16 protein-coding genes are annotated in these 19,717 nt (G+C 64.6%); 13 read left to right on the forward strand and 3 right to left on the reverse strand.

The window, feature by feature from the left end:
• Nucleotides 1-37: 37 nt before the first annotated feature.
• From HNS03_RS03260 to HNS03_RS03280, 5 genes are all read left to right on the forward strand, one after another.
• Entirely contained in the window at nucleotides 38-1,486 is a 1,449-nt protein-coding gene (locus HNS03_RS03260; protein WP_367193051.1) for a 3-oxoacyl-[acyl-carrier-protein] synthase III C-terminal domain-containing protein, read from the forward strand.
• 8 nt (nucleotides 1,487-1,494) lie between these two features.
• Complete coding sequence (locus HNS03_RS03265) at nucleotides 1,495-2,697, forward strand: acetyl-CoA acetyltransferase (protein ID WP_367193052.1); 1,203 nt, start codon at nucleotides 1,495-1,497, stop codon at nucleotides 2,695-2,697.
• Between the two features lie 317 nt (nucleotides 2,698-3,014).
• On the forward strand, nucleotides 3,015-4,256 hold the full coding sequence (locus HNS03_RS03270; protein ID WP_367193053.1) for an NAD(P)/FAD-dependent oxidoreductase: 1,242 nt from the start codon (nucleotides 3,015-3,017) through the stop codon (nucleotides 4,254-4,256).
• 92 nt (nucleotides 4,257-4,348) lie between these two features.
• Complete coding sequence (locus tag HNS03_RS03275; RefSeq protein ID WP_367193054.1) at nucleotides 4,349-5,608, forward strand: Rieske 2Fe-2S domain-containing protein; 1,260 nt, start codon at nucleotides 4,349-4,351, stop codon at nucleotides 5,606-5,608.
• Complete coding sequence (locus tag HNS03_RS03280; protein WP_367193057.1) at nucleotides 5,608-6,093, forward strand: aromatic-ring-hydroxylating dioxygenase subunit beta; 486 nt, start codon at nucleotides 5,608-5,610, stop codon at nucleotides 6,091-6,093. The genes HNS03_RS03275 and HNS03_RS03280 overlap by 1 nt, the downstream gene beginning before the upstream one ends.
• A gap of 38 nt (nucleotides 6,094-6,131) precedes the next feature.
• Here HNS03_RS03280 and HNS03_RS03285 read toward each other — a convergent pair whose 3' ends face one another.
• Nucleotides 6,132-6,944, reverse strand: coding sequence for an SDR family NAD(P)-dependent oxidoreductase (locus HNS03_RS03285; RefSeq protein ID WP_367193058.1), 813 nt, complete (start codon nucleotides 6,942-6,944; stop codon nucleotides 6,132-6,134).
• 256 nt (nucleotides 6,945-7,200) lie between these two features.
• Between HNS03_RS03285 and HNS03_RS03290 the strand changes: the two genes are divergently transcribed.
• From HNS03_RS03290 to HNS03_RS03320, 7 genes are all read left to right on the forward strand, one after another.
• Nucleotides 7,201-8,193 carry an NAD(P)H-dependent flavin oxidoreductase gene (locus HNS03_RS03290; protein ID WP_367193060.1) on the forward strand — a complete coding sequence of 331 codons (993 nt, stop codon included), beginning with the start codon at nucleotides 7,201-7,203 and terminating at the stop codon, nucleotides 8,191-8,193.
• A 71-nt stretch (nucleotides 8,194-8,264) separates the two neighbouring features.
• The gene (locus HNS03_RS03295; protein WP_367193061.1) at nucleotides 8,265-8,933 is read left to right on the forward strand and encodes an enoyl-CoA hydratase/isomerase family protein; all 669 of its coding nucleotides are present in this window, start codon (nucleotides 8,265-8,267) and stop codon (nucleotides 8,931-8,933) included.
• A gap of 321 nt (nucleotides 8,934-9,254) precedes the next feature.
• Nucleotides 9,255-10,379, forward strand: a complete 1,125-nt coding sequence (locus HNS03_RS03300) for a C4-dicarboxylate TRAP transporter substrate-binding protein (protein WP_367193063.1) — start codon at nucleotides 9,255-9,257, stop codon at nucleotides 10,377-10,379.
• A 100-nt stretch (nucleotides 10,380-10,479) separates the two neighbouring features.
• Nucleotides 10,480-11,040: a TRAP transporter small permease gene (locus tag HNS03_RS03305; protein ID WP_367193064.1), complete on the forward strand. Its 561-nt coding sequence runs from the start codon at nucleotides 10,480-10,482 to the stop codon at nucleotides 11,038-11,040.
• Between the two features lie 3 nt (nucleotides 11,041-11,043).
• Entirely contained in the window at nucleotides 11,044-12,351 is a 1,308-nt protein-coding gene (locus tag HNS03_RS03310; protein WP_367193066.1) for a TRAP transporter large permease, read from the forward strand.
• A 5-nt stretch (nucleotides 12,352-12,356) separates the two neighbouring features.
• A complete protein-coding gene (locus HNS03_RS03315; RefSeq protein WP_367193068.1) occupies nucleotides 12,357-13,127 on the forward strand; it encodes an enoyl-CoA hydratase/isomerase family protein in 771 nt (256 codons plus the stop codon).
• Nucleotides 13,128-13,163: 36 nt separating this feature from the next.
• On the forward strand, nucleotides 13,164-15,314 hold the full coding sequence (locus HNS03_RS03320; protein WP_367193070.1) for an acetate--CoA ligase family protein: 2,151 nt from the start codon (nucleotides 13,164-13,166) through the stop codon (nucleotides 15,312-15,314).
• Nucleotides 15,315-15,352: 38 nt separating this feature from the next.
• On the opposite strand, the gene HNS03_RS03325 is transcribed toward HNS03_RS03320, so the two are convergent.
• Both HNS03_RS03325 and HNS03_RS03330 read right to left on the reverse strand, forming a co-directional pair.
• Complete coding sequence (locus tag HNS03_RS03325; RefSeq protein WP_367193071.1) at nucleotides 15,353-16,270, reverse strand: acyl-CoA dehydrogenase family protein; 918 nt, start codon at nucleotides 16,268-16,270, stop codon at nucleotides 15,353-15,355.
• A gap of 128 nt (nucleotides 16,271-16,398) precedes the next feature.
• Nucleotides 16,399-17,529 carry an acyl-CoA dehydrogenase family protein gene (locus tag HNS03_RS03330; protein WP_367193073.1) on the reverse strand — a complete coding sequence of 377 codons (1,131 nt, stop codon included), beginning with the start codon at nucleotides 17,527-17,529 and terminating at the stop codon, nucleotides 16,399-16,401.
• Nucleotides 17,530-17,985: 456 nt separating this feature from the next.
• On the opposite strand from HNS03_RS03330, the gene HNS03_RS03335 reads away from it, so the two are divergent.
• Nucleotides 17,986-19,665: an AMP-binding protein gene (locus HNS03_RS03335; RefSeq protein ID WP_367193074.1), complete on the forward strand. Its 1,680-nt coding sequence runs from the start codon at nucleotides 17,986-17,988 to the stop codon at nucleotides 19,663-19,665.
• Nucleotides 19,666-19,717: the final 52 nt, after the last annotated feature.

Here is a 19,717-nt window from a genome sequence, read left to right on the forward strand (position 1 = left end):
GGCCATATCGGCCACAAGTTGGGAAATCATTGCCGACATGTTGTCCATTCTCTCCGCCGGCACCTACGTGCCGCGCTACCGGATCGCACGCAGTGACATCGTCGAAGCCAACCGCTGGTTCGCCGGCGGGATGGGTGCCCTCGCCAAGGGGGCCCGTGCCTATGCCAATTGGGACGAGGATGCGGTCACCATGGCGGTTGCGGCTGGAAGGATCGCGCTGGCCGGACACGACCTCCCGGGTGATGTGAGGCTTGCTTCCACCACTGCGCCGTTCGCTGATCGGCAGAATGCCGGCCTCGTCGCCGCAGCCCTCGGTCTGGAGGAAGCGGTATCAACGCTGGATCTTGGCGGATCGGCAAGGTGCGGGACCTCGGGCCTGGCTGCGGCTGTGCGTTCAGAACCGGCGGAGGGAGGCCCGATCCTTCTGTGTGCGGCCGAGCATCGATCGGCCCGCGCCGGCAGTTCGGAAGAGCTGACATCCGGCGACGGTGCGGCGGCGCTGCTTCTCGGTCACGGGGAGGGGATCGCCAAGATCTTGGGCGCTGCGCAGCGCTCCGTCGATTTCGTCGATCACTATCGGGCGGCCGACCGCGAGTTCAACTATGGCTGGGAGGAGCGCTGGATCCGCGACGAGGGCTACGCCAAGCTGGTGCCGCCCGTCGTCGCCGAGGCGCTGGCTGCAGCCGGCCTTGCGGGGTCCGACGTCGATCGCTTCATCCTGCCCGCTCCCACACCTGCGATTGCCACCAGCCTGGCCAAGCGGGCCGGCGTGCGGGAGGGCGCCGTCGCGGACACGCTGTTTGCGACGGTCGGCTTTACCGGTGCCGCACATCCGCTGCTGATGCTCGCCGCCGCGCTTGAGACGGCGGGGGCCGGCGAACGCATTGTCGTCGTGGGCTTCGGCCAAGGCGTCGATGTGATCGTCCTGGAAACCACGTCGGCGGCGGCGGACCATCGGCCGGTTCCCAGCTTTGCCGACCAGATCTCGCGCGGTCTCTCCACCGGCGGGTACATGCGCTATCTGGCCTTCAACAAGCTGGTCGAGCGCGAACACGGCATCCGTGCCGAACTCGATCTGCAAACCGCGCCGACGATCATGTACCGCAACCGGCGCATGCTGTTCGGCTTCTTCGGCGGCAAGTGCGATCGTTGCGGCGCCGTGCAGTTTCCGAAGACGCCGATCTGCGTCAATCCGAACTGCGGGGCGCACGACAGCCAGCACAACCACTGTTTCGCCGACACAAGCGCCTCGCTGCAGAGCTTCACGGCCGATCGGCTGACCTACTGCCCGGATCCGCCGGCTCTCTATGGCATGGTCCGTTTCCAGGAGGGAGGCTGTCTGATGATGGATATCACCGACGCACTTCCCGACGAGGTGGAGGCCGGCCGTCCTCTTTCCATGGTGTTCCGCATCAAGGCGGAGGACGAGCGGCGCGGTATCAAACGCTATTTCTGGAAGGCAACGCCGGCGGCGGAGAGGGTCTAGAGATCGTCATGGCAAAAGGCATCAAGGACAAGGTCGTCGTCCTCGGCATGGGCTGTTCGACGTTCGGCGAACGCTGGGACGCCGAGGCGACCGATCTCATGATCGAGGCCTATACCGAATGCATGGCGGATGCCGGCATCGACAAGAGCCAGATCGACGCCGCCTGGTTTTCGACCGCGATCGAGGAACAGCACGTCGGCAAGTCCGCCGTTCCGATGGGGGTCGCCCTCCGCTTGCCGATGATCCCGATCACGCGGGTGGAGAATTTCTGCGCGTCGGGGACGGAAGCCTTTCGCGGGGCGGTCTACGCCGTCGCCAGTGGAGCGGCCGATATCGCGCTCGCCGTCGGCGTGGAAAAGCTGAAGGACACCGGTTACGGCGGCCTGCCGCAACGCACACGCGGCGCGCTGAACGACATGTATTTCGCCAACATTTCAGCACCGGGCAGTTTTGCCCAGCTTGCCAGCGCCTACCGGGCGAAACACGGCGTCGACGCCGCCGAGCTGAAGCGGGCGATGGCACAAGTCAGCGTGAAAAGCCACGACAACGGCGCGAAGAACCCGAAGGCGCATCTGCGCAACCGGATCGACATCGACAAGGTGATCAGCGCCCCGATCGTGGCCGAGCCGCTCGGCCTGTTCGATTGCTGCGGCGTGTCGGATGGAGCGGCGGCCGCCATCGTCACGACGCCCGAGATCGCGCGTGCGCTCGGCAAGAGCGATCTGGTCGCGGTGAAGTCGTTGCAGCTCGCCGTCTCCAATGGCACCGAGGCGAGCTATGGGAGCTGGGACGGCAGCTACTTCATGACCACGCGCGAGGCCGCGCGGCGCGCTTATGAAGAGGCGGGCATCCAGCGCCCCCGCGACGAGGTGAGCATGTTGGAGGTGCACGACTGTTTCTCCATCACCGAGCTGGTCACCATGGAAGATCTGTTCCTCTCCGACGAAGGCGCTGCGTGGAGGGACGTGCTCGACGGTGCCTACAACGCCGATGGGCGGACGCCATGCCAGATCGACGGCGGGCTGAAGTGTTTCGGCCATCCGGTCGGCGCGTCCGGACTTCGCATGCTCTATGAGATGTATCTGCAGTTGTTGGGCCGGGCGGGGGACCGCCAGCTTCCCGATCCGAAAATCGGGCTGACCCATAATCTCGGGGGCTGGCCGCATCAGAATGTCTGCTCGATAGCGATCGTCGGCCGGTACGATAGCTAGGGGCGGGGCGCTTGCCTCATCCTGACGCGGATCGAGAAGGCTGGGCTCGCGACCTCGAATGCCAGAGGCGCATAAGGCGCGCGGAAGCCGGTTGGCAGCCAGTATGCGTTTTCAATCAATGACCTAGAGCCATCCGTCGATGTCGCGAAAGCGGGAGTCGGTCGGGGCGAGCAAGTTCCCGAGATGCGCCGCCGTTGGCGGCTCACCTGTCCGGAATGCTTGACCTGAGGTCGAAGACACTATAACTAAGACGAACGTCCGGTTTATAAATTTTTCTGCTTAGGACGCCGGGCGAAACGACGAAAGGCGGACAGCGAGTGGCGACGGCGGTCATCATCGGGGCGGGGCAGGCGGGTGTGCAATGCGCGTTCAGCCTTCGCCAAAATGGCTGGGAGGGCCGGGTGATCCTGCTCGGGGCCGAGGAAGTCGCGCCCTATCAGCGCCCGCCTTTGTCGAAGGCCTATCTCGCCGGCGAGATGCCGGTGGAGCGGCTGAGCTTTCGCGACCTCGCGTTCTATGAGTCTGAAGGGATCGAGCTGCGCCTGAGCGAGTCGGCAACGGCGATCGACCGGCGCGACAATTTCGTGATCACCAGCGAAGGCGATGCCATTGCCTACGACAAGCTGGTGCTGGCCACGGGGACGCGGCCAAGGCGGCTCCAAGTTCCCGGAATTACGCTGGAGGGCGTCGGCTATCTCCGCGATGTCGCCGATGTCGATCGTCTGAAGAGCGCGTTCGGCTCGGCGGAACGGGTGCTGGTGGTCGGTGGTGGCTATATCGGCCTGGAGGTCGCCGCCGTCGCGGCAAAGCTCGGCAAGTCGGTGGTTGTTGCGGAGGCGGCCAAGCGGGTGTTGGCGCGGGTTACCTGTCCGCTTGTCTCCGCCTTCTATGAGCGATTCCACCGTGCCAAGGGCGTCGACATCCGCACCTCGGCCGGCGTGCTGGAATTCAAGGGCGAACAACACGTCCGCTCGGTGATTTTGACCGACGGCAGCGAAATCGACTGCGACCTCGCCGTGGTCGGGATCGGTGTTGTGCCGAACGAAGAAGTCGCGATGTATGCCGGCCTCGAGATCACAGTTGGTGACGGCATCGACGTGGATGCCAGGATGCGCACCAGCGATCCGGACGTGTATGCGATCGGCGACTGCGCGCGCGCGCCGAATCCCTTCGCCGATGGTGTCATCCGATTGGAATCCGTCGCCAATGCCATCGAACAGGCCAAGATCGCCGCGGCCAGCCTTTGCGAGAAGGCACTGCCGGCGCCGGCCGTGCCGTGGTTCTGGTCCGACCAGTACGACCTGAAGCTCCAGACGGCAGGTCTTGTCCCTCGTGGCACCGGACACCGCGAGGTGCTGCGTGGCGAACCGGACTCCGGCCGGTTCGCGGTGTTCTATCTCGTCGGCGATCGGCTGGTCGCGGTCGATGCCATCAACAGCGCCGCCGCCTTCAATGTGGCCAAGCGGATCATTGGCCGGGACGGGCCGAAGATCGACGACGCGCTGTTGGCGGACACGGATTTCGACCTGCGCCAGCTTCTTGCCAACGCTGCGGCATGATCTAGATCAAATTTAAGACGTACAGCCGGATTATAATTTAAGGCGATCGGTTCGCCTTTTGCCCCTAAACCCAAACCGCGGGTAGCAAGCCAATGAACATCGCCACACCAAGCTCCACCTGGTCGCATCTGATCGAGCCGGGACGGGTGCATGGGTCGCTTTACGCCGACTCTGAGATCTTCAAGGCCGAGCTGGAAAAGATCTGGTTTCGGACCTGGGTCTATGTCGGTCACGTCAGCGAGATCCCCAATCGCAACGACTTCATCATCAAGTCGATTGGCCCGCTGCCGGTCATCATGGTGCGCGACCGAAAGGGGGAAATCCGGCTGTTGCAGAACCGCTGCCCCCATCGCGGCAACACCGTCTGCGTGACCGAAAAGGGCAACCGCTCCTCCTTCACCTGCCCCTACCATTCCTGGACCTTCGCCAACGATGGCCGGCTGATGGGCTATGCGTTCCCCGAAGGCTACCAAGGGGCGGACAAGTCCAAGCTCGGCCTCGGCCAGGTGCCGCGGGTGGCGATCTACAAGGGGTTCGTGTTCGGCAGCATGGCGCCCGAGGGGCCGTCGCTGGAGGAGCACCTGGGCGGCGCTGCCGATGCGATCGACCGCCTTTGCGAGAACTCTCCGGAAGGCGAAATCGAAGTCACCGCCGGCTTCCTGCACCATCGCACCAAGGCGAACTGGAAGTTCATCCTGGAAAATGAGTGCGACGGCTATCATCCCGGCTTCGTCCACGCGTCGATCTTCTCGGTGGCCGACAGCAAGATCGGCGAGCTCTACGGTCCGGACTCCTCCGCGGTCTCGCGCGATTTCGGCAATGGCCATACCGAAGTCGACCTCAGGCCGGAGTTCCGCAAGCGCGACGAAGTGTTGAGCTGGTTCGGGACCACGGCTGGAAAGCTTCCCGACTATGTTTCCAAGATGGAAGCGGCCTATGGCGCGGAGAAGGCTCGCGAGATCATGATCGACGGCACGCCGCACATCATGATCTTCCCGAACCTCTTTATCGCCGAAATCCAGCTTTTCGTGATCCAGCCGAAGGCCGTGGACGAGACCATCCAGCATGTGACGGCGCTGCAGTTCAAAGGTGCTTCGGACTTCAATCGGCGCCTGCGCCAGCAGACCATGGGGTCCGTCGGGCCGGCGGGCTTCCTGCTGGCCGACGATACGGAAATGTACGAGCGCAACCAGCGCGGCCTCGCCATGAACGATCCGGAATGGCTGTTCCTGGAGCGCGGCATGCACCGGGAAGGCCACGACGCCGACGGTTACACGATCGGTCATTCCACCGACGACTTGCCGTCGCGCGGCATCTGGCGCCACTACAAATCGTTGATGGAGGCGGAGTGATGGGAGCGGTCTCCGAAGAACTCTACCGCGACGTCAGCCAGTTCATCTATCGCGAGGCCCGGCTGCAGGATACCCACGCCTACGATGACTGGGAAGCGCTGTGGGACGATGAGGCAATCTACTGGGTTCCTGCCAATGGCGCGAATCCGGACCCGGAGCGGGAAATGTCGTTCATCTACGACAACCGCTCCCGGATCGCGCTGAGGATCAAGCAGCTCAAGACCGGTAAGCGCTACACCCAGACGCCGCCGTCCCAGCTCGCGCGGGTCGTCTCCAATATCGAGCTGCTCGACCAGGAGGGTGACGATGTCCGGGTCGCGACCAACGCAATGGTCTACGAATATTGCGGGCGCGGCGAAACGGTATGGGCGACCCGCAACGAATACGAGCTGCGCCGGGTGGCCGACGGCTTCAAAATGAAGAAGAAAAAGGTCGTGCTCGCCAACAACGACAAGCCGATCTTCACGCTTTCGTTTTTGATCTAGTCGTAGCGGGCGTTTAATTTCGCGAAACCGGCCGTCGGCTACCGGCGCTGCTTGCCGGCGTGGTGGAAGTCCGGGTCGACCTCGGTGCGCTCGGACGTTAGGGCCGTCTCGCTCAGAAACTTGGTCGTCGACCAGCCACCGTCGACGGCGACGGTCTGACCGTTGATCCAGCGTGCCGCGTCGGAGCACAGGAAGACGATCAGATTGGCCACGTCTTCCGGCTGTCCGTGCCCTTTCGCCGGCGTCATGTCGTCGTTCATCCGCCGGAAGCGCTCGTCGTCGAGCCGCTCTTTCGTCATCTCCGTGGGGATGACGCCCGGAGCGACGACATTGGAGCGGATGCCGCTGCTGCCATACTGACATGCCACATGGTTGGACAGGCCGATCAGTCCGGCCTTCGCCGCGGAGTAGGCGCCGCCGCGCAAGCCGCCAACCAAGGCGAAGGTGGATGAGACATAGACGATCGCGCCGCCTTCCGGCATCGCTTCCAGGGCGGCACGCGTGAAGCGGAACGGCGCGCGCAACATTATGGCGAGGCTGTCGTCGAGATCGGCGTCCTCGGCTTCGTGAACCGGCTTCGGCGAGCCGGTCCCGGCATTGTTCACCAGATAGTCGAGCCGACCGAAGCGCGTCAGGGCCGCTTCGACCGCGCGCGCCGGTGCATCGTCGTCGCGAACGTCGAGCGTCAGGGTTTCGACCCCGATCTCGTCGGCGCCGGGAAGGGCGTGCACAGCCGCAAGTTTCTCCGCCCGCCGCCCGATGCCGACCACGGCGACGCCGGACTCCAGAAAACGCTTGGCGGTGGCGAGACCGATGCCGGTCCCGGCGCCGGTAACGAGTGCGGTTTTCATGATGACGGTGGCCTCATTCCGGTTGGATGTGTGCCCGCTTCGAGGGGCCGGCACGCGGTGCCGCGTTGCAGCCGCCCATCCGGCCTCAAGCCGAAGCATGACAGTGACGTTCACTATATGGAAGTTTCAAAAAGGATATTTCGAGGGTGACCCCTCAATAGACGACAAAAATTCTCGACGATCATAAGAGTGTGGGGCTAGGGTTGGATTTGGCGTCCCATATTTTGATACGAAAAAATCGCAAGGGAGGAGCGCTTTGCCGGGTTTTGACTCGCTCTTTGGCGAGACGCGGTTGCCGTTGATCTGCGCACCGATGTTCTTGGTCTCCTATCCGGAGCTGATCCTGGCGACCTGCAAGGCCAACGTCGCGGCCGCTTGCTCTTCTGCGACGGCGCGCGCGCCGGCCGAGTATGCCGAATGGCTCGACAAGTTCGAGGCCGAACTGGCGGCGTTTCGCAAGGAGACCGGTCGGCCGACCGCGCCCTATGTCGCCAACATCAGCCTGCGTTCCGGCAAGGTCGGCGCGGCGGATCGCTTCGCTCAGGAAGTCGATGTCTGCAAGGCGCGGAAGATGCCGCTGCTCATCACCATCAACGGCGCCCCCGACGAGATCGTGCAGGAGGTGCACGGCTGGGGCGGCATGGTCTTCCACGACGTGACATCGATCCGCCACGCCGAAAAGGCGGCCAAGGCCGGGGTCGACGGCATGATCCTGATCTGCGCCGGCGGTGGCGGACATTCGGGCCAGATGAATCCGTTCGTCTTCGTCTCTGCGGTGCGGTCCTTTTTCGACGGCGTGATCGTGCTCGCGGGCGGCATTTCGACGGGCGCGCATTTGCGTGCCGCCGAGGCGCTCGGGGCCGACCTTTGCTATATGGGCACCCGCTTCATCGCCACCGAAGAGGCGCGGGTGGCGCCGCGATATAAGGAGATCCTGGTGGAGAGCGGGGCGGACGATCTCGTCTTCACGCCGTTCTTCACCCATGGAATTCCGGCCAATCTCTTGAAAAAATCGATCCGTGAGGTGGGATACGATCCCGACGCCTTGCCGGCCTATGGTGCCGAGCGGCCGCGTGACGACGCCAGGCCGTGGCGGGATGTCTGGGCGGCCGGCCAGGGCGTGGCGCTCATCGACGACACGCCGAAGGTGGCCGATCTGATCGATCGGATCGAGCGGGAGTATGTGGCCGGGCCGCCGCGCCGGCGGGCGGGTGCGCCAACCGCGTCGCTGGATCCGGTGGGCGGGTAGCGATGTCGCGCGGGGCAGGGGGCGACGGCGGAGACGGGCTCGTAGCGCGGGAAAATCGGGGATCGTGCGTCGTGCTCACGCTGAACCGTCCGGAGAAGCTGAACGCCTTGTCGCCGGCGCTTCTGGGGGACCTGCGGGGCCACTTGACGGCGATCGCCGGCGAAGGCGCGGCGATCCGCTCGTTGGTCCTGAAAGCCAATGGCCGTTCGTTCTGCGCCGGTGCCGACATCGAAGCCTTGAAGGCGGGTGTCGTAACGGATGATCCGGAATTCCGCTCCAAGACCGTCCAGCTTCTGGGCGAGCTGGCGCCGGTGACCATCGCGGCGGTGCACGGCCATTGCTACACCGGCGGGCTTGAGCTGGCCTTGGCGGCGGACGTCATCGTTGCTGCCGATGATACGCGGTTTCGCGACACCCATGCGCAATTGGGGATCGTGCCGCGCTGGGGCATGTCCGTGCGTCTGCCGCGCCGCGTCGGTCTGGCGGTTGCGATACGGATTTCGACCACCTGCGAAGTGCTCGATGCTCACGAGGCGCTGCGGCTGGGCTTGTGCGACTATGTCGTGCCGCGGGCCGAGTTGGAGGCATTCGCGTTCGCTCTGGCGGAGCGCTGTGCCGCGAGCGACCCATCGTCGGTCGCCGCTATTCGGCATCTTTACGACCGGACGTCCCGATTGCCGATCGACGAGGCGCTTGACGCCGAACGCGCCTTTTCCTCGATGCCGTTCACCGGGAGCTGACGCGCAATAGCGGATCTGCACCCCCTTTCGGCGGGCTGGTTGCCTTGACGGTTGCCGGCGCGATCGGCACGAGGGGGGGGTATTGCCCATTATATGGGATAAATTGGGCGTGAGGATTGGGGCTTGACCTGACGGATGGGATGTCATCCCGCCGTGGCTTCGTCTTCTAAAAGAGATATGTTGCGAAAATTGGCAAGTTCGCTAATGTTCTGAAGGCGCTGGCGCGGTCGAGCGGCAGGCTAAAAATATTCCATAATATGAAAACGGTCCGTGGGGTCTGCAGATATGCAGCCGAAAGGGCGGGCCACGGGAGGACGCAAGATGCGAATTGAGACACCCATTCGTTCTGCTGCGATGGTCATCGGCGGGCTCGCGCTCGCGCTGTCGATCGGGACGGCGTCTGCCGACGAGCTGCGGATCGCCAGCGGTACCGTCAGCAAGAACGCGCTCAACGGCGGTATGGACAAGTTCGCGGAACTGATCGAGCAGAAGACCGACGGGGAATATACCGGAAAGGTCTACCCGGGCACGCTGTTGACCTTCGCGGAGATGCTGAACGGTGTGCGCGACGGCATCGTCGATGTCGGGTTCAACATTCCCGCCTATGCGCGCGCCGAATTCCCTCAGACGAATTTTCTGAGCGATATGTCGACGGCGTCGGCCGATCCGGTCGTCATGCTCGGCGTTGTCAACGAGTACATGTTCAATTGCGAGCCTTGTCTCAAGGAATTCGACGCAATGAACCATGTGTTCCTGGGCTTTGCGCCGCTCGGGCCGTACTATTTGATGAGCCTCGACAAGATTCAGACCTTGGAGGACTTCTCCGGTAAGACGATCCGGGGCGTCGGTCCGTTCGGCCGCTGGGTCGAGGCGATGGGCGGCAAGTCGGTCGTGGTAACGGCGGCGGACGTCTATGAAGCGCTCAACCAGGGCCAGATCGACGGCAACACCCAGGGCCTCGACACCCTGAAGAGCCAATCCTTCGGCGAGATCGTCGACTATGTCCTGGATGTGCCGATCGGGCTCTATCTCGGGTCGGCGATGTACGACGTCAATCGCGACACCTGGAACGACCTGAGCGAAGAGCACAAGCGCGCCTTTATCGATGCGGCTGCGGAAGGTCTCGCCTGGACCGTGATCAACTACTACGCCGAAAACGCCGTTTTCCTGGATGATCCGGCGAGCGGCGGGGTGGAGCTGGTCGAGCCGGACGAGGCGCTCGCCGAAGCGTCGGCGAAGTTCCAGCATGAGGATCTCAACACAGTCGCGGAGAAAGCGATCGCCGACTATGGGATCGACGACGCCAACGCGCGCGTGGAGACGGTCCGCGAGCTCGTGACCAAGTGGGAAGGTCTGACGGAAGGTCTCGACACCGAAGATCCCGACGCGGTGGCAACGCTTCTGAAGCGGGAAGTGTTCGATAAGATCAATCCGGATTCGCTCTAATTTAAAGGCGCTCGATATTCAATAAATTGAGGTAGCCTCGTTCAGATTTATTCAATTTGAACGAGGCTACCTCTAGAGCGCTCGGGAGAGATCTGTCGCGATGATCATAATCGGCAAGGCGCTGCGCTGGCTCGCCCAGGGCTGCGCATTCGTGGCGGCGGCGGCGGTCGTCTTGATGATGCTGCAGATCGCCGTCGATGTGACGTTGAAGAACCTGTTCAATCTTCATGTCCCGCTGACCGCGACGCTCGTCACCAAGTGGTACATGGTTGCTGCGGCGTTCCTGCCACTCGGCCTCGTCGAAATGCTCGACCGGAATATCTCCGTCGAGATCGTCTACCAGCACTTTTCCCGCAGATGGCGTCGCATTGTCGGCGGCGCGGTTTGCCTGCTCGCGGTCGCGACGGTCTGCATCATGGTCGTGCCGCTGTGGGACGAGGCGGTGGAGCGGATGGAGGCCGGCAGCTTCATCGTCGAAAACGGGCGCCACCTCTCCGTCTGGGAGACCTACTTCTTCCTGCCGGTCGGTTTCGCCGTGTTCGGGGCGGTGCTCGCCTACCGGGTCGCCGTGCTCTGGGGCGGCTTTGCGAGCGGAATGGGAGAGACGCCGATCGATGCGGATGCCGATCAGACCGTCGATCCGATTGAGGAAGGCATCTGATCCGTGAGCGGTGAACTCATCGGCCTTATCGGCCTTGCCGTCGTTCTGTTGCTTCTGGTGCTGCGCACGCCGATCGGGATCAGCCTGATCGCGGTCAGCTTCACCGGCATTTATATCCTGCTTGGTCCGCGCCCCGCCTTGGGCATGCTGGCGACGCTGCCTTACGATTTCGCGGCCAAGTGGACGCTGTCCTCGGTGCCGATGTTCCTGCTGATGGGTTTCGTCTGCTACCACGCCGGCCTCACGCGCGGGCTGTTCGAGGCGGCGCGCAGTCTGCTCGCCTGGTTGCCGGGCGGCTTGGCGGTCGCCTCGGTCTGGGGAGCTGCGGGGTTCGCGGCGGTGACGGGCTCGTCGATTGCCTGCGCGGCGGCGATGGGGCGGATCGCCGTGCCGGAAATGCTACGGGCCAAGTACAGCCCGGCGCTTGCCACCGGCACGGTCGCGGCGGCCGGCACTCTCGGCGCGCTGATCCCGCCTTCGATCCTGATGATCCTGTTCGGCATCTTCGCCGAAGTGCCGATCTCCAAGCTGTTCCTGGGCGGCGTCGGTGCCGGGCTGATCACGGCGCTGCTCTATATGAGCGTGATCATCATCGTCGCTACGGTTCGCCCCGATTTCGCGCCGCGATCCGATACGACGGATTCCTTCAGCGAACGCATTCGCCTTTTGCGGCAAACTTGGCCGGTCGTGCTTCTGCTCCTCATCGTCATAGGGGGCATGTTCTTCGGCCTGTTCACCGCCACCGAAGCGGGAGCCGTGGGCGCGCTGGCGGCGATCCTGATCGCGATGGGGCGGCGCTCTCTCGGCTGGAAAGGCTTTTGGGAGGCGCTGAAGGAGACCATCGTCGCGACCGCGTCGCTGTTTCTGATTGCCGTCGGCGCGACCCTTCTCACGCGCTTTCTGACGCTGTCCGGCGCCGGCGATTTCATCGCCGACGGCATCATCGCGATGAACGCGAGTCCGTTGGCGCTGCTGCTGGGCCTGTGCCTGATCTACCTGTTGATGGGCATGTTCCTCGATCCGCTCGGCGCCATGCTGCTGACGCTGCCGGTGGTGCTGCCGATCCTCGATGGCTCCGGCATCGACCTGATCTGGTTCGGCGTGTTCCTGGTGAAGTTCCTTGAGATCGGGATGATCACGCCGCCGATCGGGCTGAACGTGTTCGTGCTCAAAGGGGTGATCGGCCCGTCGGTGTCGCTGACTACGATCTTCCGGGGGATCTTCCTGTTCCTGCTCGCCGACGCCATCGCCGTGGCGATCTTCATCGCCTTTCCGGCGACGATCACCTGGCTGCCGCAGTTAATGGAGTGAGGCGCGTGGAATCCCGAGACTTCGTTGTGGTGGAGGCGCCGGCGCCGGGCATCGCGCTGGTGCGGCTTGCCCGCCCTGATCGCATGAACGCGCTGTCCATGGCGCTCTCCGAGCAACTGCTTTCCGTGTTGGAGGAGATCCGGAACGATCCAACGATCGCCACCGTCGTGCTGACGGGGGAGGGGCGGGGCTTCTGCGCCGGCGGCGACGTCAAGGAGATGATGTTGAACCGGGGCAAGACGCTGGCCCAGCGCCATGCCGATCTGGCTCTCATGCATCGCATTCCGGCCTGTATCGCCGAGATGCCGCAAGTGGTCGTGGCGGCGGTGAACGGGTTCGCCTACGGCGCCGGCTTTGCCCTGGCGCTGAGCTGCGACCTGGTTCTGGCGGCACGGACGGCCCGCTTCGGGACCGCTTTTCTCAAGCAGGGGTTGGTGAGCGATTTCGGCCTGTCCTATCAGCTCACCCGGTTGGCGGGGCCGGCCGCGGCGCGTCGGATCGTGTTCCTGGACGAGGTGCTCGATGCCGATCGGGCTCAGGCACTCGGTCTGATTTCGGAGATGCTCGCCGTCGAGGACCTTCAACCGAGGGCGGTCGCGATCGCCGCAAAGATCGCCGACTGGCCGGGCGATGCGCGGGCCGCGATGAAAGGTCTTCTGCGACGGGCGGAGACCCGCTCCCATCAACAGATGCTCGACAACGAGGCGGAGTTGCAGGGCCGCTTCATCCTGTCGCGCGAGCACGCGGCGGCGGTCGACGCCTTTCACCGGAAATGACGTGAGGCGCCGAAGCGCTTCGAAGGAAGGATGGATATGACAGTCGAACTTCGCCGGCCGCCGTATACGGCGGAAGCGTTGCGGCCGCTTATTGCGCCCAAAAGCGTTGCCGTCGTCGGGGCGTCGCCGCGCCAGGGCTCCTTTGGCGGGCGGACCGCGGAGAATATGGCGGGGTTCGATGGCGCGCTCTATCTCGTGAACGCCAAATATCCGGAGATCGACGGCACGATCTGCTACCCCTCCCTCGCCGATTTGCCCGAGGTGCCGGATCTGGCGGTTCTCACGACACCGGCCGCCAGCGTGGAGGGCCTGCTGGAGGAGTGCATCGCTGCCCGGGTGCCGGCGGTTCTGGTCTATGCCTCCGGCTTTGCCGAGCTCGGGGATCGTGACAGCGTCGCTGTTCAGGAGCGGATCGCTCGCCGCGCGCGTGAGGCCGGAATCCGCTTGCTCGGCCCGAACTGCGTGGGCCTCCTGAACTACACCAGCGGCGCGCGGATCAGCTTTGCCGGCGTGCCGGAAGGGCGCCACCAAGGCGGTCCGGCAATCGGGCTGATCAGCCAGTCCGGCGCGCTCGGCTTCGCGCTCGCCCAAGCGATGGATCGCGGCGTCGGCTTCAGCCACGTTCTGAGCTGCGGAAACTCTGCGGATGTGGACGTGGCGGACTGGGTCGCGGCCCTTGCTGAGGACCCGTCGTGCACGGCGATCGCCTGCGTCTTCGAGGGTGTCGCGGAGCCCTTGAAATTCTTGCGCGCGGCGGAGGTGGCGCGCGCGCAAGACAAGCCGTTGATCGTGATGAAGATGGCGACGGGCGAGCGCGGATCGGCGGTGGCGATGTCGCACACCGGCTCGCTTGCCGGCTCGTCCGCGCTTTGGAACGCGCTGTTTGAGCGGGCGGGCGCCATCGTCGTGGAGGATTTCGAGGCGCTGATCGAGGCGGCCTGGTTCTTTGCCAAGGCGCCGCCGCCGACGGCGCCGGGCGTCGCGGTGCTGACCGGCTCGGGCGGAGCGGCGATCATGGCGGCCGACGCCAGCGAGGCCACCGGTCTGCCGTTGCCGCAGCCGTCGCCGGACGCGCTGAGTCGTCTGAAGGAGCTGTTGCCGCCGTTCGTGCCCGCCCAGAACCCGTGCGACGTCACCGCCGGCGTGATCAACGACGTGGACACGCTGCTCGCCTCGGCCGACACGCTGATGGGCGATCCGAATTTCGGTGCTCTGATCTTTGGCTATGCCTATGCCTACGAGACCGCCACGGCGCGCCAGCCCAAGCTCAGCGCGATCGCGGCCAAGCACGGCAAACCGCTGATCTATCTCTGGCTGACGCAGCTTCTGGAAGGGCCGGGGACGATCGAGGCCGAGCGCGATCCGAACGTCGCCGTCTTCCGCTCCATCCGCCGTGCCTTTTTCGCCCTCAAAGCCTGGAGCGATCGAGCGTCCCGGCCGCAGAGTACGGTTGCGACCGCACCTCCGGCCCGTCCCGAAAGCGCGCGCGAAGCGGCGGCCGCGATCCTCGCGCGGGAGGCCGGTCCGGTGCTGGCGGAGCGGGCCTCCAAGGAGCTGCTTGCGGCTTATGGGCTCGCCGTGCCGGCGGAGCGCCTGGTAACGAGCGCCGATGATGCGGCGCAAGCGGCCGCGGAGATCGGCTTCCCGGTTGTCTTGAAGGTCGAGAGCCCGGATATCCCGCATAAGACCGATGCCGGCGGCGTCCTTCTGGGTGTCGACAGCGCGGCGGCGGCGCGGGTCGGATTTGAGCAGATCCTTGCCCGGTGCGGCGCGGCGGAGCCGAGCGCGCGGATCGACGGGGTGCTGGTGCAGGAAATGGTGCCGGCCGGGCTCGAGGTGATCGTCGGATGCCGCAACGTTCCGGGCTTCGGCCCGACCGTGACCGTCGGCATGGGCGGGGTGTTGACCGAGCTGCTTTCCGACGCCGCGACGGACCTCGCCCCGATTTCGCCGGAGGAGGCGGAAGCCATGATCCGCCGGCTTCGCGGCGCCCGGCTTTTCCAGGGCTACCGCGGCTCCGCGCCGCTCCCGGTCCGCATGCTGTCAGAGTGTGTCGCGGCGGTGTCGCAGATCGCGGCCGATTTTCCGGAGATCGAAGAGCTGGACGTGAACCCGGTCATCTGCCTGCCGGACCGGATCGTCGCCGTCGACGGCCTGGTGCGCACGGCGGGCGGGAAAGCGGGCTGATCGCCGGGGCCGGCCGTTTCTCCGTCCGCGCTTAAACCTCAGGCCGCCGCGCCCCAGAGCGCGTCGGCAAGTGCGGCGGTCTGGGTGTCCGCGCCACCGAGTTCCGAGACCAGCGCCTTGAGCCGGTAGCTCCACAGATGGAGCGGATATTCCAGCGTCATTCCGGTCGCGCCGTGGAACTGGTGCAGCTCGTGGGCGGCTTGGGTCGCCGCGTCCTGGGCGTAGCCGCAGGCAATCAGCGCGTCTTCCGGTGCGTCGTTCGAGGCCGCCCGGAGGGTCAGCCACTTCAATGTGTGGCTGAGAACGGCGACTTCCGCCAACCGGTGCTTCACCGCCTGGAAGGCGCCGATCGGTTGCCCGAATTGCTTGCGCTGGGTGACGTAGTCGATGGTGAGCGCGAGGCCGCCGTCGAGCGCCGCCCAGATTTCCGCCGCGATCGCCACCTGCCATTGCCGCCGCAGCGCATTCGCGTCGACGTCGCGTGCGACGGCCCGGTCGAGTGCTTCTGAGGACAGCCGGCCATAAGGGTAGGCGAACAGCGAGGCGATCGGGGTGACGTCGCTGGGCGCAAGCTCCAACGTCTTGACCGCACCATCCTCGATCAGGACCAGCGTCTTGGCCTGCGGCAGGAACCGGATCGGCCGGTTTGTGCGGTCGGCAAGCGCGATCGGGCGCGGGACCTCCGGAAAGAACTGAGGCCGCACCATCGTCGACGCGGCAACCTCCACGCACACCGGAAGCTTGGCGATCTCCATCGTGACCAGGGCGGCCGTCTGCAGTCCGAGCTCGGGATCGGTGCTGACTTCGTGAAAGCCGGATTCCGCCAGTTCCGCGTCGAGCGTCTCACTGTAGACGAAGCTCTCGTCGTGCAGCATCGGCGGCGTCCTGAAGCGCTCGGCAAGGCCGAGAACCGCGGTTTCCACGGTCGTCTGATAGTCGGAGAGCTGGTATTCCACGGGCGTGTCACTTTGCTGGAGTTGCTCGGGAGCCGATCAGCTTTTCAAGTAATCGCTGAACCACTCTGACCCATTGTTTTGACGCATTTCCGAACGGCGAACCGGTGTCCGCTTCGCCTGGAAATGCTCTAGCGTGGCAGTGAGAGCAGGTGGTTTGCGATCAGGTTGAGCTGGATTTCCAGCGCGCCGGAGGCGATCCCGGCCACGATGGCGCGCTGGTGATGGGCCTCGATCAGCTTATCGTCGGCCAGGCATTCCGGCACGAACTCGACCACGAATTCCGCGGTCAGCCGCTCCGCCGTAATCACCGCGCGGCGTGCCACGCTCGATTCCGGCGAGGGGGGTTGGCCCCGTGCCCGGTCGTCTAGAACCTTGTAGACCATCATGCGCGCCGCCTCGCACGCCCGAACGGCCCGCGCCGCGCGCCCGCGCACCAGCTCGGACGTAAAGTCGCCTTGTGCCTTCAGCCGCTCCACCGCGCGTTCGATCACCCTTAGGGCAAGCGCGTAGCGCGGGATGCCGACGCGCTCGTTGCTGAGCGCGAAGGTGATGATTTCCCAGGCAGCGCCTTCCTCGCCCAGCCGGGCGGTTTCGGGAATGTCGACATCGTCGAAGAAGACTTCATGGATGTCGCCCTCCCCAATCAGGCTCGGAATCGGCCGCACCGTGATGCCGGGCGTGTCCATCGGCACCAGGAAAACGGCAATTCCCGCTTTGCCTTCGCCGGTGCGGGCGAGCAGAAAGCAGGTGTCGGCGAAGGTCGCGTAGGAGGTCCAGATCTTCTGGCCGTTGATACGGTAGCCGTCGCCGCGCCGCTCCGCGCGGGTGCGCAGGGAGGCGAGGTCCGACCCCGCGCCCGGCTCGGAGAAGCCCTGGCACCAGAGCGTTCGCCCCTCCGCCATCGGCGGCACGTAGCGCTCCTTCTGCTCCTGCGTGCCGTATTTGATCAGCGTCACGCCGATCCAATTGACGTTCATGTACTGGCCGCCGCGCGGTTCGCCGGCGATCCACATCTCTTCGCCCAGAATGAAGTGCTCGTAGGCCGTGGCGCCGCTGCCGCCCCATTCCTCCGGCCAGTGTGGGACGAGCAGGCCCTCGGCGGAGAGCTTGCCGCAGAAATCGATGGAGAACTCGTGAATTTCCCGGGAAGCGGGCCCCTTGTGGGCCAGCTCTTCGAAATTCTCCGGCAACTCGCGCGCCAGGAAGTCCCTTACGCGCCCACGAAACGCCTGTTGTTCGTCGGTCCACCGCAGTTGCACGTTCGGGCCTCCCCGCTGGTCTTGTTTTGGCGCACGGCCACGGTATGGTCGCTTCAAAGATTCCTATATTATGGAATTTTTAAAGCGTTCCCGCCGACGCTTTCTCGTAAAAAGCAATAGCAGTGCCTTTGAGTGCCTTGCAAGCGGGGATCACGTATACCGTATTGTGGAATATTTATTGCCCGGTGCGGGCGATGCGACAAGGCGGAGTTGGAAGCTGGCCAGGTTCGGTTCGTAATAGCCTCAAACATTCCATAATATGATCGATTTGATTGCCGTTCCCACCTGTTTCGTCTGGTTTTCTTCAGAAAACAGGGATCTTTGGCGCCGGCGGCCTCTCGATTATTGCCATTATGTAGGCATGTGGTAGGTCAAAGAAAATGCCGGCTATCACAGCGAGGCAGGGTCAAGAAGGGGAGGTCGCGATGGGGCGGATGTCGTCGAAGGGGCCGCGCGATGGCGGGTTCGGTCGTGCGGCGTAGGTCAGCGGACGGTTGGGTTCTGCCGCCGCTGGATGCCGCCGCGCCGGACTATCTCACGTCGGGGATATGGACGCGGGAGACGGTCGCCGACGTTGCGCGTGCCCGTGTGGCCGAGGCGCCGGATCGGCTCATCATTGCCGACGATACTGTCAAGCTGTCTCGGCGCGAGCTTTATGAGCAAGCGGTGCGTCTTGGCGAGGCCTTGAGCGCCCGAGGGCTGGGGCCGGGCTCAGTGGTGGCGTTCCAGCTTCCGAACTGGCACGAGGCCTGCGTCATCAGCACGGCATCGGCGCTTTACGGATTTGTGCTGTGCCCTCTGCTGATGATGTATCGCGAACGCGAGCTCGGTTTCGTCCTCGCCGAAACCGGTTGCGATGCCCTGTTTTTGCCGGGCGCCTTTCGCGGGTTCGACTATCGAGGCCTGTACGATCGGGTCGCGTCCGGGCTGGTGGCGGGTCCCCAGGTCTTTTCCGTCCGCGATCCGGAGCGTCCGCAGGCTTCCTATGAGCGTCTGCTCGCCGAGCCGGGGGTGGGGGCGCCGCTTCCCGACGTGGATCCGGAGAGCATCAAGTTCGTGGTCTTCACTTCCGGAACCACCGGTCGGCCGAAAGGGGTGCTCCACAGCCACTATACGGCCCATGCGACCGTGTTGCGGAGCGCGCGTTTTTGGGGGCTGGACGCGAGCGACCATCTGCTTGTGCCGTCGCCCGTCGGCCATGTCGGCGGCTCGCTCTACGCTTTTGAGCTTCCCTGGTTCACGGGCGCGTCCGCGCGGTTGATGGAGGCCTGGGATGCCGCGCATGCGGCCGAGCTGATCGAACGGCACGGAGGCACGTTCTGTGCGGGCGCCACGCCCTTTCTGCAGGGGCTGGTGCAGGAAGCGCGCAGTCGGAACAGCACTTTGCCGACGCTGCGCCGCTTCATCTGTGGCGGCGCGAGCGTGCCGGAAGGGTTGGTGGAGGAGGCGTGCGCGGTGTTTGAGGCGGCGGTGGTCTCCCGCGCCTATGGCTCGTCCGAAGTGCCGCTGGTCTGTCCCGGCGTTCGCGATCGCGCGGATGCTGCCCATGGTCGGACGACCGATGGCGAGATCGATGCCGACGTCTTGATTCTCGATGGTGCCGGAAAGCCGCAGCCGTCGGGGCAGGAGGGCGATATCGTCGTCCGTTCGCCGAGCGCGTTCATTGGCTATCTGGAGAGTGAGGACGAGGCGGGGCAATTCACCGACGACGGCTATTTCCGGATGGGGGACATGGGCGTGGTCGTCGACGACGCCTATCTGAAGATCACCGGCCGGCGGAAGGAGCTGATCATTCGGCTGGGCGAGAATATCAGCCCGCTCGAAATCGAGACGGCGCTTCTGCAATGTGAAGCGGTGAAACGGGTGGCGGTGGTCGGACTATCCGATCCGCGCACGGGCGAGCGGGCGGTCGCGTTCGTTGAGCTGCATCCCGGTCATCGGCTCGGTTTTGCCGACATGCAGGCCTATCTCCAGGCCTATGGCCTCGCCAAGCAGAAGTTTCCGGAAGAACTCTGTGTGCTGGAGCGGCTGCCGACCAACTCTGTCGGGAAGGTCATGAAGCTTGATTTGAAGCGGCTGGCGGAGGAGGACGTGCCGGGTGCCTTCACCTCTCGTGAGGGGCGGCAGCGGGCATAAGCGTTCGTTCCTTTGCGTGTTTGTTGTGGCGCCCGGGGTGAAAGTGGGGTCT

Origin of the sequence: Amorphus sp. 3PC139-8 (assembly GCF_040750475.1) — a bacterium.
In the GTDB taxonomy this organism is placed as follows: Bacteria; Pseudomonadota; Alphaproteobacteria; order Rhizobiales; family Amorphaceae; genus Amorphus.